We start from the raw sequence: 13,282 nt of genomic DNA on the forward strand, positions 1-13,282 counted from the left end.
TTTCAGCCCAAGGCGTTCGTACGGCTCATGCCGATCGCGGTGCCGAGAACGGCGAGGTCACGGGGGTTGACCGGGCTCAGACCGGTGAGCTGCTCGATCTGCCACAACCGGTAGTCGATCGTGCTGCGGTGGATGAACAGCTTCTTGACAGCTACTGCCCGGTTGCCATCGGCCTCGAGCAACGCCAGCACGGTTTCGACGAGAACCTGGTTCGCCAGCAACGGCGCCACGACCTTCGCCAGCTCGTCGCGCACCTCCGGCGTCTCCAGCACGGCGCTCTCGAACAACATGTCGTCGATCCGGTACACCCCGGGCGGGCGGCCCAGCGACGCGACGAGGGCGTCGATCTCGTCGACCTCCTTGCGCGCCAGCGCAACGCGCGCCGCGGGCCTTTCCGCGACGCACAGCCACACCTCGCCGCCGATCTCCTCGCACACCTCGCGGCACAACGGCAGCGAGGCCGCCTCCGCCAGCGGCAACAAGAGATGTCCGGATGTCGCCAGAAGCGCCGGACCACGCCGTCGGAAAGCGCTTACCACCCGCTGTGTCAACGCCCCGCGCACCGCGACGACCGTGTAGAACGCAGCAGCGTCGTCAGGAGCGTTGCCCGCCAGCAAGGCATCCGCCAGGCCGTCGTCGCCGACGCAGAACGCGGCCATCAGCTCAGTGGCCAGCGCGGTACCGGCGGCGGCCAACGCCCGCGCGTCGCCGCCGTCGTCCAGCATGGTCTCGGTCAGCAACCTGTCCGTCGATCTCAGCGCCACGACGACGTGCGCGACCGGCACCTTGCCCGCGACCAGCCGTGAGCCGACCCGGTGCGCGACGGTGACCGCCGCGTCCTCCCAGCCGTCGGCGTCAGCGGCGGCGGCGCGGTAGACGGCGAGGAACTCCTCGTGCAGCAAGCGACCGACGTCGAAGAGCACGGGTCCCTCCCATCTTTCGCACCTCTGAAGGAAATCAGCACCGGACGTGGGGAAAACCCCAGCGTTCTCCAGCGTCACGCCAGTGTCGCCCACTTTAACGTCGTGCGCATGGCACCTCAGCTGCTCGCCCCGGCGCGGCCGGCGGTCCTCGCACCGTCCAACGAGGCGTGGCGCCAGTTCGCGCACGCCCTGGAGCCCGTCGAGTTCGGCCGCGGCGAGGTGCTGCTGCGCCTGGGGGTCCGCACCGACGAGCTGTACGTGATCCGTGCGGGCAAGGCGAAGACCTGCTGCACGTCCACCGACGGCCGCGAGCTCGTGCTGGACTTCCACTGCGCGGGCGACCTCCTGGTCGAGCCGACGCTGTTCGACGCGACGCCGTCGGTGTCGACGACGATCGCGATCACCGACGTGCAGGCGGGCCGGATCTCGCGCGCCGACCTGACCAAGTGGCTCGCGCTGTGCCCGGAGATCACCGACCGGCTGCTCGGCTGCATCGCGCGCCGCCAGCGCGAGTCGCACCAGATGCGCATGGACGTGGTGCAGCTGGACGCCTCCGCGCGGCTCGCGAAGGCGTTGCTGCGCCTGGCCGGACGGTTCGGCAACGACCGGCGCGGTGCCCTGCTGATGATCGAGGACCTCACCCAGGAGGAGCTCGGCCAGTACATCGGCTCGCGCCGCGACACCGTGAACAAGACGCTGTCGGACTTCGCGCAGCGCGGCTGGATCTCGATCGAGCGCAAGAGCATCTTCCTCACCGACCCGGCGCAGCTGTCCCGCCGGGTCCGCGTCGGCATGCCCGCGGTGCCCGCCCAGCGCTAGAACCCCCGCCAGTTCAGGAGGAGTCGCTTTGACGTCAACAGAAACCAGGACCAGCACGGGCAAGGTCGTGCTGGGAGTCGTCGGCGCCGTCGTGGTGGCGTCGATCGGCAACGCCGCCGTGTCGTTCGCGGCCCAGGCGCTCGGTGCCGACCCGAACGCGGTGGAAGGCCTGAAGCCACAGGGTTACGTCGTGCTGACCGCGGTCGGGGTGATCATCGCCGCGTTCGCCTGGGCGTCGATCCGCAAGCGCGCCAAGGATCCCGCCCGCACGCTCGGCAAGCTCGTGCCGATCGTCGTCGTGCTGTCGTTCCTGGTCGACATCCCGGTGTTCTTCCTGCCGGGCGCCTCCGCCGCCGGTGTGATCGCACTGATGGTCATGCATGTCGTCGTGGCCGCGGTCGCCGTCCCGATCTTCCGCCGCGTGCTGCCCGTCTGACCGACGCAGAAACGGCCGGGGAGACCTCCCCGGCCGTTCTCGCGTTCATTCCGAAAGACTCAGCTCCGGCCACACCAACGTCGTGGCACCCCAGGTGAGACCGCCACCGAACGCCGTCAGCAGCACCTTCTGCCCGGCCTGCAACTCCCCCGACCGCACGCCGTGCGCGAGCGCCAGCGGAATCGAGGCCGCGGAGGTGTTGCCGACATCGGTGATGTTGGAGACGAACTTGTCGCGCGGCACCTCCAGCTCGGCCGACACCGCGTCCAGGATCCGTGTGTTCGCCTGGTGCGCGATCACCTTGTCCACATCGGACGCGACCCAGCCCTGCCGCTTGATGGCGTTGCGAGAAGCGGCGGACATGCGCGCCACCGCGTTCGCGAAGACCTCGCGCCCTTCCATCTGGAAGAACTTGTCGCCGTGCGGCACGATGTCGCGCGACGACCGCTGCCGCGAGCCGCCGGCCGGCACGGTGATCAGGTCCGACAGCTCGCCGTCGGAGCCGAGGTCGAACGGCCCCAGCGCGCCCGGCTCGTCCGGAGACCCGGCCCTCAGCACAACAGCACCGGCGCCGTCACCGAAGATGACGGAGGTGGTGCGGTCCTGCGGGTTGAGGATCGTGGAGTAGGCGTCCCCGCCGATCATGATCAGGCTGTCCACGATCCCGGACGTGATCAGGCCGGCCCCGACCCCCAGCCCGTACACGAATCCCGTGCACACGGCCGCGATGTCGAACGCCGGCACGTCGACCAGGCCCAGCCGCGACGCGATCTCCGGCGCGGTCGCCGGGCAGGGCCGGTCCGGTGTCGTGGTCGCGAGGATCACCCCTCCCGCGCCCGGCACACCGGCCGAACGCAGGGCACGGCGAGCCGCTTCGACCGACAGGTCCGACGTCGCCATGCCGGGTTCGACCACGTGTCTCGTGGCGACCCCGATGCGCGTGCGGATCCACTCGTCGGTCGTGTCCAGCTTGGCTGTCAGCTCGTCGTTGGTGACCACTCGCGGCGGGAGCCATGACCCGAGTCCCGCGACCACCGCTGCGCGCATTCTCCGACCTTCCTCACGCTTTGTCCGCCAGCACTTCCGGGAGGAAGCGGCGGGGAAACCCTTGGAACACCACAGGTCGCTGGAACCGCTCGACGGCGCGCACGCCGACGGAGGTGTGGAACGGAGACGTCGTCGCGGGCCACGGGCCGCCGTGGTGCATGGCGGGGGTCGCCGCGATGTCGTTGGGCCACTGGTTCCACACGACGCGCCCGGCGCGTCCGGTCAGCTCGCTGATCAGCTCGGGCAGGACGTCGTCGTCCTCACCCTGCACGGTCGCCGTGAGCTGTCCGGGCAACGCGGCGGCGAGCTCCAGCAGTTCGTGGCTGTCGCGGTAGGTCACCACGACGGACACGGGCCCGAAGCACTCGGACAGCGCCTCGTCGTGGCCCGCCAGCACGTGGGCCGCGGTGGTGCGCAACAACGCCGGCGCGTGCCCACCGGCCACGGAGCCGCCCTCGACCAGCACGTCCAGGAACTCGGTCAGCGCGGCCACGCCGGTCTCGAAACGCTTCGCCACGAGCTTGTTGAACAACGGCTCCGCCCGCAGCGCGCGCACTTCGGCAGCGACGTCGCCGGCGAAAGCCTCTGGTACCACGAGAAGTCCGGGTTTGGTGCACAGCTGCCCGCTCTGCTGCGACAGAGCTTCGGCGAATCCCCGCGCGATTTCCTCACCGCGCATCGCGGCTGCCCAGGGAGTCACGAACACGGGATTCACACTGCCGAAGCCGCCGTAGAACGGGATCGGCTCCGGCCGGGTCGCGGCGAGGTGGTGCAGTTCGCGACCCACCCGTGTGCTGCCGATGAACGCGACGGCCTTGATCCGCGGGTCGAGCACGAGCTGACGGGCCTGGCGCTGACCGTGGACGAGCGCGAACACGCCCTTGGGCAGCACCTCCTCGACGATCTCGGCGGTGCGGTCGGCGAGGTCGGGATAGCTGTGGCTGGCCTTGACCACGACCGGGCAGCCGGCGGCCAGTGCGGACGCGGTGTCGTTGCCCGCCACGGAGAACGCGAACGGGTACGAGCTGGAGCCGAAGACGGCGACCGGTCCGAGCGGGATCAGCGTGCGGCGCAGATCCGGCCTCGGTCCCGGTGGCCACGAAGGGTCCTCGCGGTCGATCACGACCCCGTCGACCGCGCCGGAACGCAGGTGCTCGGCGAACGAGCGCAGCTGGAACGTGGTGCGACCCACCTCCGCGCGCAGCCTCTCGCCGGGCAGCCGGCACTCCCACTCGGCCAGCGCCACCAGCTCTCCGGTCTCGCGGTCGAGCGCGTCAGCGACGGCGTCCAGTGCCTGCGCCCGATCGTCCGGGCGGGTGGCGCCCCACTCACGGGCGGCGTGTGCCGCCCGATCTAAAGCGGTCTCGATGGAGGACTGCATGGCCCGCGGCCTTACTTGACGTAGTCCGGCGAGACCCGGGGCGGCCAGCTGGCGACGCTGAGCACACCGAGGCTGTAGGCGCGCGAGACGAGCGCGGCGCGGTTGGGTGCCTTGAGCTTCTTGAGCATCGTGCCGACGTGGTACTCGACGCCCTGACGTGACAGGAACAGCCGCGACGCGAGGCGGACGGTCGACTCGCCGGTGGCGATGCCCTCGAGGATCCGGGCGTCGAGCTCGGTGAGGATGCGGTTGCGGTCGACGACGACGGCGTTGGGCTGCTCACCCTTCTCCGGGTTCACGACGACGACGAACTGCACGAGGTCGCCGTGCGCGTCGTGGACGGCGATGCCGGTGATGTCGCCGGTGAAGACGGCGTGGCGCGGGCCGATGCCGGCGAGGTGCTCGACGAAGCGCTGGCGGCGGCCCTCGACGAGGCGGTCGAACTGCTTGCGCATCGGGCCGTGCACGCCGGGGTGCAGCAGCTCGTAGAAGCTGCGGCCGAGCAGCGACTCGCGGGAGTGGCCGAACTGGGTCACGAAGTCGTCGTTGGCCTCGACGACGCGCAGCTGGAGGTCGAGACGGGCGAGACAGAGGCCGGAGCGCTCCAGCAGCGAACGGAACACGTCGGCGTCCGGAACGACGGTGGTGTGGTCAGGTGCGAGAGAACCAGCGGCAACAGTGTGCATCGGAGAGAATCCCTCTCGATCTCGTCGAACTCGGCGTTCCGCGACTGCGTGAGACAAGAACTTGAGATGGTCGCGAGGCGATCTAGGGTTATTTCCCGAATCCGCCTTTGACACGATGAATCGTAGGAAGATTCGCCGAACGCGGTCAACGAGGTGTGAGGGGTGACCCCTAATGTTGTGGTAGGGGTGGTCCGGGGGTTCGGGGAGGCGTCCGAGTATTTCGGTAGGACGTTTCGGCTGCGTCTCACCTGATGATGTGCTACCGCGCTGAGCTGCGCAGACTCGGCCCGAGCCGATCGAGACGCCACCACACGGTAACTGAGGCGTGGGTCAACTGTGCGGTAAGAAGGCACAAGAAATTCGTAGATGTGTCGCAGAGGTTACGCGGAGGGCGGGTACGTCCTGCCGAGTGCGCCCGGCAGTTCGGTGCGCCTGCGGATGCCGAGCTTGCGGAACGAGTTGGTGAGGTGTTTCTCGATCGCCCGCGAGGTCACGGACAGCTCTTCCGCGATTTCGGCGTTGGTGAGACCCTGGACGACGAGCCCGGCGACTTTGAACTCGGTGCGCGTCAATGCCACGGCAATGCCCGGAGAATTACCGTCGAGTTCCTTCGCGATTCTCTGAGCAAGTCTTTCCGCCCCGCTTTGGACGGCGAGCCGGTGTGCCTCGTCGAGGTGGCGTTGTGCCTGTACGTCGCCGTCTGCCCGTTCGCGCGCTCCGAGCTGAAGGAGCGCCTTGGCCCGTTCGTACGGGTTGGCGTGCAGGACCTGGACCGCCTCGTGCAGCATTCCGAGCCCCTTGCGGCCGGGTGTGTAGCGGCCGAGCACGTAGAGCGCCCGCCCGACGCCGACCGGCGCACCCCACTCGACGGCGCGATCCCAGGCCTGCGCCGCGGCTTCCCGCGCGGCGGCCAGGTCGCCGAGCTGGGCGTGCAGCCTGGCCGTCGTGATGCACCACGGCAGCAGCACGGGATTGCGCCATCCCACGGCGTCGAACGCGCGGCCGCAGTCCAAGAACCGGTCCAGCGCCGGGCCCGCCTGTCCCGCCAGCGCCTCTCCCGCCGCGTGCAGCATCCGGTACACCGCGGCGCAGCCGGGAGGTTCGTCGCGGTCGGGCCGGGAGTGGAGGATCTTGGCGATCAGCCCGGGATCCCGCAGTTCCATGGCGACTGCGGTGAGCCCGATGGCGGCGGTCGTCGTGTCGCCGCGCCAGTCGAGCACGGCGAGGTCGACGGCCTGTTCGGCTGCCCGGTGCGCCTCTCCCGGCCTGCCCAGGTGCATGAGCACGAACGACTGCTGGGCGCGGATCAGGGCCTGTTCGACGGTGTTCGTGGCCTGACCGAAGGCCTGGTGGAGCCACGGCACGGCCTCGTGCGCGACGTCCGCGGCGGCGAGAACCTTGATGAGCAACGGGATCGCGGTGTGGACGTGCCGGGGGTGCGGCGGTTCCTGCTTGAGGACGTTGCTCGCGATGTCCGCGACCTCGTGCGCGGGCATGCGGGCGGTGAGCATGGCGGCGTCGAGCAGCACGATCTGCAGTTCACGTTCGCCGGGTGTCACGCCGATGATCTGCTTCAGGCGTTGCGCGGAGTCGGCGAGCGACGCGGGGTCGGAGTGCCACGCATACCGTTGCCGTGCCTCAAGCCTGAACGCGAGCTCCTTGTTGTGGCCGAGGTCAGCGGCGACCTGGTCGATGAGGTCGCGCACAGGCCGTGGCGCCGAACCGAGTGCAGTGGGCGCGATCCGCACGAGCGCGGCGGCTCGTTCCGTGATGTCGCGGAACAGCGGCACGGCGTATGAGATGTGCCGGATGGACGCGGCGGGGTCGAAGAACCTCTCGGCTGTCGCGAGATCGACGAGCAGCCGCGCGCGTTGCTCGGAGTCGCGCGGCACGTCTCGCAGCGCCCGCCGCAGATACCTCGCCGCGACCTCGGGTGCTCCGCGCCGGATCGCCGTGCCGGCCGCGGCCCTGAGCGTCTCGATCGCCCAGCCGCCCTGTGCCGTGGTGACCGACAACAGCCGGGCGGCGACCTGTTCGGCCGGTCTGCCGTTGTCGTGCAACAGTTTCACGGCCCTGACCTGCCAGTCCTCGCGCTCGGCGACGGACATCGACTCCTCGATGGCGTCACGGACGGCGGGCCGGCCGGTCGCGAGCCCGGCCTGGTCGAGCACGCGCCGAGCCTCGCGGGCCTGCTGATCGGTGAGCCGGGCGAGCGACCCGGCCAGTTCGTCGTCGTCTCCGAGCGTCGCCAGGGCTTTGGCCAGGTCCTGGGCGTGCTGCGGCTGGGTCGCGAGGCCGCGCACGAGCCGTTCCTTGAGTCGGGCGGGCCGCATTTCCCTGACGTACGGCGCCTGGTCCGCCGTCGGGCTGGTGACGTGGCTCAGCACCGCGCACAGGAACAGCGGGTTGCCGCCGGTCGCGGCGTGGCAGGCGGCGACGAACTCGTCGTCCGGGGTCTGACCGGTGCGGCGTTCGACGAGCTCGGTGATGGCCTTGGGAGACAACGGCTCCGGCCTGATCTCGGTGCGCCGGAACGCTTCCAGCCACGGGCCGCGCTCGCCGTCCCTGGTCGTCGCGACGAGCAGAACAGGTTGCCGTTCCAGGGTTCTGGAGAGTTTCACGAGCCAGCGCAACGACGGGTCGTCGGCCCATTGCAGGTCGTCGATCAACAGCACCGTCGGCCGCTCGGCGCTCATCGCGTGGGTGAGCGAGGTGAGGCCGCTGACCGCGGCTTCCTCCACCGCGAACGCCGAGTCGACCGGTGCGTCGTCGGAGAACACGGGCAGGGCGAGTCCGGCGGTTCCGGTGAGCCAGCGTTCGCCGCCGCGGCACAGCGCGGGTTCGAGCAGCTGACGGGCGACGCCGAACGCGTAGTCCTGTTCCAGCACCGAACAGTTCGCAGTGAGGACGCGGACGTCGGTGGCTCGCGCTCGAACCGCTTCGAGCAGCGCGGACTTGCCGCAGCCGAGCGGTCCGGTGATGACGATCTGGTCGCCGTGGCCGTCGCGGGCGCGGTGCAGTGCGCGGGTGAGCTGCCGCAGCTCGTCGGTGCGTTCGAGCAGGATCATCACGAGGCCAGGATGTCCGCCAGCTCCGCGCGGCTGGAGATCCCGAGCTTGCGGTAGGCCCTGGTCAGGTGGACCTCGACGGTCCGCAGCGTGACGAACAGGTGGTCGGCGATCGCGCGGTTCGTGACGCCGGCCGCGGCCAGCTCGACGACCTTGCGCTCGCTGGCGGTCAGCACCGCCAGGCCGTCCACTGTGGACGGAACGCGCATCCGGCCGCCGACGCCGAGCAGCATCGTCCTGGCCGAGTCCGCGAGTGCCCTGCTGCCGGCCCGCAACGCCAGCCCGACCGCGACCCGCAGGTGCGTGCGTGCCTCGCGCGCTTGACCCGCGCCGGTCCACCGTTGCCCCAGCAGCAGTTCGGCGCGTGCCTGCTGGATGAGCGAGGGCACGGCCGCGAACCCGTCGGCGGCGGCCTTCGCCATGTCCAGCGCCCCGAGTCCGGTGGTGGTGTACGCCCTGGCCAGCAACGAGTACGCGGCCGCTTCCCTGGAAGGCCACAGCTTCGCCAGCCGGTCCGCCTCCTTCATGGCGGCGGTGGCGTCACGGCCGGCGAGGGTCAAGACCTGGACGATGTCGGTCCACGACGGCAGCGCGCTGGGGTCGCTGAGCCCGACGGCCGACATCACCGTCGCGCACGCCTCCATCCGGTCGGCCGCCAGCGCGATCTCGTCTCGCACGTAGGCGAGCCATCCGGACGTGCGGAGGTACTCGCGGTGGGCCGGCGTCAGGTGCCGGATGTCGTCCTCGTTCACTTCGTCGAGCAGCTGCGCCGCCAGAGGCGTGTTGCCGGTCTGCAACGACAGCCAGGCCAGCAGGATGACGGCACGTGGCTGCTGCCAGCCCCTCTCGTGCGCCGCGTTGACCGCTGTCGACGCGTCGTGCGTCGCTCGTGGGAGATCACCCAGCGACATGTGCACCAGCGCCCGTTGCACGAGCGAGCGGCAGTGGGCGAGCGAGTCCCCGTTGCAGGAGAAGGCGTCGACGGCCCTGTCCAGCACGGCGAGCGCTTCCTCGGTGTGCCCGGCGACGCGCAGCACGGTGGCGGCGGACAGCATCGACCAGTCGGTCAACGCGTCCGCGTCGGCGAGCGCGGCCCGTGCGTAGCCGACGGCCTTGTCGATCGATCCGCCGCCCCGCATGGTCGCCTCGGCCACCACGCCGAGCAGACACCGTTGCGCTGTCGTGTCTCCGGCCTTGGGCGGCACCGCTTTCGCAACCGCGGCCTGTGCTGCGTGCGCGTCGTCGAGGTCGATCGACAGCTGCACGGCGTCGAGCAGGGTGACCAGGTCCTCGGACAGCGCGGGATCCCTGGCGAGCTTGAGGAACGTGCGCGTGCGGCCGGTCAGCGCGTGCTTGACGGCCAGGGCGGCTCGCAGGTCCGGATCGGTCGTGCGGTGGAACGCGGCCGCGAGGTGTTCGCACGCCTCGTTCGGATCGTGCCGGGAGAGTTCGGTCGCGAGGTTGACCCGCAGTTCGACGTCGTCGGGGTGGAGCTCGACGAGCCGCCGGAGATAGCGGGCCGCGTCCTGCGGTTTGCCACCGGCCGCGGCCTCGTGCAGCACCTGGGACATCCACGGCGTGTCGACCGCCGGGAGGTGCACGAGCTGGTCGGCGACCGCCCGCACGTCGTGCCCGAACTCGTCCAGCACGACCGCCGCCCGGTGCCGCAGGTCGGCCACCTCGGCCGGGTCCAGCACCTCCAGCACGCCCGCGCGATACCACTCGCGGACGTGGTCCGGAAGTCCGTCGCCGAGCAGATGTTCCTTCCGCAGTGCGGAAATCCCGGTCTCGGCGACCCGTGCCGACACGCCGGCCAGTGGCGCGACGAGCTCTTCCTGATCGACGACGACCAGGGCGGTGGCGATCGCTCGCAGGTGTTCGGGCTGGTCTCGGAGGCGTCGCGCCGCCACGAGCTCCACCGACTCCTGCCGCAGGGCCTGAGCTGCCCGGATGTCCGCGAGCACGGTCGTGAGATGGCGCGGGACGCCACCGGAGAGCCGCAGGCAGAGACTGGTGAACACGGCGTCCGGCGGGAAGTGCAGGGTCGTGGAGATCATGTCGGCGACCTGCGGCGTCGTCAGCGGCTGCAGGTCCACGACGTGCGCGCGGGCCAGGTCGACGTCGAGCGGCGCGTTCTGGGACAACACCAGGCTGATCGGTTCGCCGGCGAGGCGCCGCAGCAGGAAGTCCACCCACCGCACGGTCGCGTCGTCACACGCGTCCAGGTCGTCGAGCACCAGGCACACCGGTGAACGTTCGGCCAGACCCACGACATCGCGCCACATGCCCCGGTATACGCGGTAGAGCTCGGCGGCGGACGGGTCGGCGAGTTCCGGAACAATCACACCTGACTGGACGAGCAGCCGGCGGGCGACGGCGAGCGGCCGGCGTTCACCGCGGCCGACCGAGGACAGCACGGTCGTTCCGGCACGGGACTCGGTCGCGGCGGCCCGGCGCAGCACGGCGGACTTGCCGGAGCCGCGCGCACCCCGCACGACCACGGCCTGGGCGCCCAAGCCGCGGCGAGCGGCGGTCGTGTGGTGCGCCACCGTGGTGAGCGCGCTCTCACGACCGAACAGCTCAGTGACGGGGCCCGACTGGTTGTCCACCACCTACCGCCTCAGGCTCGAAGAGAGTGACCTGCGCTGAGGATAAATGCCCCAGGTGACCGGACCGCAAACTCTGCGAGGCAAGTGTCAAAGTCTGGCACGGTGATTCCGCAATGTGCGGGTGGTGAATCGGCCGCCGGTTCCAGTCAGTGAACTAATACGCCACAACGCGGCCGGGCACAACCCGGTAGAGGCTGGGTTTTTCCGGGAGGAACGCGAGCCCGAACCGGGTGAGGAACTCCCCGAACGGCGCGTCGACGAAGTCGTCGTCCGGCAGCCCGTCCCACGACTCGGCGGCCGCCCTGGCGACCTCGACCGCGGTGCTGTCGTAGACCACCAGGTCGGGCAGGTCGTCGGCGAAGTACCCGCGGGCCAGCGAGATCGGCGACACGCTGTCGTCCAGGAAGCCCACGACCTCCCACTTGCCGTCCGTGGCGTCGCTGAGGGCCAGGCGCGCGGCGACCTCGGAGGAGGTGGCGTAGGTGACGCGGTAGCCGCGCCGCACGAGTTCCTCGATCACCGCCAGCGCCGGTAGTGCCTGTCCCTGCCGGGGATTGGCGAAGATCGCGACGTGCCGCCGTTCCCTACCCTCCTCGGCCATTCGAGAATCCTCACTTTCCTTTGTTCACGAGGCGGAATCCGCTTCCCGTTTTGGTCCCGAGGTGGCCGGCTGCGACGAGCTGGCGCAGTTCCTCGGCGGGTGCGGGTTCGCCGGTTTTCGATGCTGCGGCGAGGGTCTCCAGAATGGCGAGCGACACGTCGAGACCAATGGTGTCCAGGAGTGTGAAGGGACCCATCGGGTGGTGGAACGCGGTGACGATCGCGGTGTCGATCTCCTCCACCGTGACGTCCGTGCGGGCGAGCATGCGGATCGCGTCGTTCAGATATGGGAACAGCACGTAGTTCACGATGAACCCGACCCGGTCGGTGCAGTCGACCGCGGTCTTGCGCAACCACTTCACCAACGCATGGGCGGTGGCGTGCACGTCGTCCGCGGTGTGTTCGGTTCGGACGATCTCGACGAGCTTCATGACCGGTGCGGGGTTGAAGAAGTGCAGCCCGATGACGTCTTCCGGACGGCTCGTGACGTTCGCGCAGTCGGTCACGGAGAGGCTGGACGTGGTGGTGGCGATGATCGCTTGGGGTCTGATCGCGGCGTCGATGCCTTGCAGGACAGCGCGTTTGACGGTCATGTCCTCGGCGACGGCCTCGATGACGATGTCGGCTTGTTCCAGTGCTTCGTAGTTCGTGGCGACGGTGAGGCGGGCGAGAACGTCCTGACGGTCCTGTTCGGACATCCGGCCTTTCTGCACGAGCCTGGTCAGTGAGGCGTGGATGCGATCCGCGGCTTCAACCGCCTTTTGCTCGGTCCGGGCGATGAGGGTGGTCGGAATGCCTGCCACGACGAGGATTTCGGCGATGCCGCGGCCCATCAGCCCGGCACCGACGACGCCGGCCGCACGGATCTCACGCGACTCGCCGTTCGTCTTCGCGGTGCGGGGCGGTGGCAGGATTTCGCCGCGATCGTCATACCGGTGGAAACCCCGGCCGGTTTTTCTTCCCAGCAATCCTTCTTCGACCATCCGGTCCAGCAGCGGTGACGGGATGTAGGAGTCGGAGCCGGTGATCTCGTGCAGCCGGATGAGGGCGCGCCTGACCGTGTCCAGGCCGATCAGGTCGAGCAGGTGCAGTGGCCCGTACTTGAGGCCACAGCCCAGTTTCACGGCGGTGTCGAGGTCTTCGACGGTGGCGTAGCCGGCGTCGGCGAGGTTCATCGTGCGGTTCATGCACGCGTAGAGCAGTGCCGTGGCGGCCTCGGCGGGCCGGCCGCCGAGGCTCACGATCTCGGTGCCGGCCAGCCGCACTGCCTTGCGTGCCAGGTGAAATGCCTCGGGTGAGGCCATGGACGTGCCGATGAGGCTGGCGTGCTGCCCGTACGGCGGTGGGATCGAGTACCGCAGTCCGACGACCCGGTCCGGCGCACCGGACGCGATCGCCAGTTTCGCCACCGAGAGCGTCGGTGTGGTGGTGAGGAAGACCGTGCCCGGCGCGCACTGCTCGACGAGCCGTTGCAGCACGGTCTCCTTGGTGTGGAAGTCGTCCGGTAGTGCCTCGATGACGAGATCGGCCCGTTTGAGGTCGACCAGCTCCGTCGCGAGGCTGAGCTGAGGCCCGCTCAGCCTGCGGTGGACGCGGGACAGCACCTCCAGGTCGCTGTCCACGCCGATGACCTCGGCCCCGTTCGCGAGAAGGACCTTGGTGAGGCCTTCGCCGAGGCCGCCGAGCCCCACCACGCCGATCACGAGTGGCATG

The 13,282-nt window shown here is 69.8% G+C and carries 10 protein-coding genes; 2 read left to right on the top strand and 8 right to left on the bottom strand.

Annotated features, from left to right (window positions below; translation table 11 throughout):
* Window positions 1-2 precede the first annotated feature (2 nt).
* Window positions 3-923 carry a PucR family transcriptional regulator gene (locus tag LFM09_RS47465; RefSeq protein WP_414103244.1) on the bottom strand — a complete coding sequence of 307 codons (921 nt, stop codon included), beginning with the start codon at window positions 921-923 and terminating at the stop codon, window positions 3-5.
* 108 nt (window positions 924-1,031) lie between these two features.
* Between LFM09_RS47465 and LFM09_RS47470 the strand changes: the two genes are divergently transcribed.
* Both LFM09_RS47470 and LFM09_RS47475 read left to right on the top strand, forming a co-directional pair.
* Window positions 1,032-1,742, top strand: coding sequence for a Crp/Fnr family transcriptional regulator (locus LFM09_RS47470; RefSeq protein WP_414103245.1), 711 nt, complete (start codon window positions 1,032-1,034; stop codon window positions 1,740-1,742).
* Window positions 1,743-1,770: 28 nt separating this feature from the next.
* Window positions 1,771-2,178, top strand: a complete 408-nt coding sequence (locus tag LFM09_RS47475) for a DUF6069 family protein (RefSeq protein WP_414103246.1) — start codon at window positions 1,771-1,773, stop codon at window positions 2,176-2,178.
* A gap of 45 nt (window positions 2,179-2,223) precedes the next feature.
* On the opposite strand, the gene LFM09_RS47480 is transcribed toward LFM09_RS47475, so the two are convergent.
* The 7 genes from LFM09_RS47480 to LFM09_RS47510 all read right to left on the bottom strand — a co-directional run bounded on the left by LFM09_RS47480 (window position 2,224) and on the right by LFM09_RS47510 (window position 13,281).
* Window positions 2,224-3,225, bottom strand: a complete 1,002-nt coding sequence (locus LFM09_RS47480; RefSeq protein WP_414103247.1) for a beta-ketoacyl-ACP synthase III — start codon at window positions 3,223-3,225, stop codon at window positions 2,224-2,226.
* A gap of 13 nt (window positions 3,226-3,238) precedes the next feature.
* Complete coding sequence (locus LFM09_RS47485; RefSeq protein ID WP_414103248.1) at window positions 3,239-4,606, bottom strand: aldehyde dehydrogenase family protein; 1,368 nt, start codon at window positions 4,604-4,606, stop codon at window positions 3,239-3,241.
* Between the two features lie 11 nt (window positions 4,607-4,617).
* Complete coding sequence (locus LFM09_RS47490; RefSeq protein WP_414103249.1) at window positions 4,618-5,292, bottom strand: PAS domain-containing protein; 675 nt, start codon at window positions 5,290-5,292, stop codon at window positions 4,618-4,620.
* A 380-nt stretch (window positions 5,293-5,672) separates the two neighbouring features.
* Window positions 5,673-8,360, bottom strand: a complete 2,688-nt coding sequence (locus LFM09_RS47495) for an ATP-binding protein (protein WP_414103254.1) — start codon at window positions 8,358-8,360, stop codon at window positions 5,673-5,675.
* Window positions 8,360-10,969, bottom strand: a complete 2,610-nt coding sequence (locus LFM09_RS47500) for a LuxR C-terminal-related transcriptional regulator (RefSeq protein WP_414103250.1) — start codon at window positions 10,967-10,969, stop codon at window positions 8,360-8,362. The genes LFM09_RS47495 and LFM09_RS47500 overlap by 1 nt, the downstream gene beginning before the upstream one ends.
* Before the next feature lie 154 nt (window positions 10,970-11,123).
* On the bottom strand, window positions 11,124-11,570 hold the full coding sequence (locus LFM09_RS47505; protein ID WP_414103251.1) for a hypothetical protein: 447 nt from the start codon (window positions 11,568-11,570) through the stop codon (window positions 11,124-11,126).
* A gap of 10 nt (window positions 11,571-11,580) precedes the next feature.
* The gene (locus LFM09_RS47510) at window positions 11,581-13,281 is read right to left on the bottom strand and encodes a 3-hydroxyacyl-CoA dehydrogenase family protein (RefSeq protein WP_414103252.1); all 1,701 of its coding nucleotides are present in this window, start codon (window positions 13,279-13,281) and stop codon (window positions 11,581-11,583) included.
* Between the last annotated feature and the right edge of the window lies 1 nt (window position 13,282).

It is taken from the genome of Lentzea alba (genome assembly GCF_047445655.1).
Classification (GTDB): domain Bacteria; phylum Actinomycetota; class Actinomycetes; order Mycobacteriales; family Pseudonocardiaceae; genus Lentzea; species Lentzea alba_A.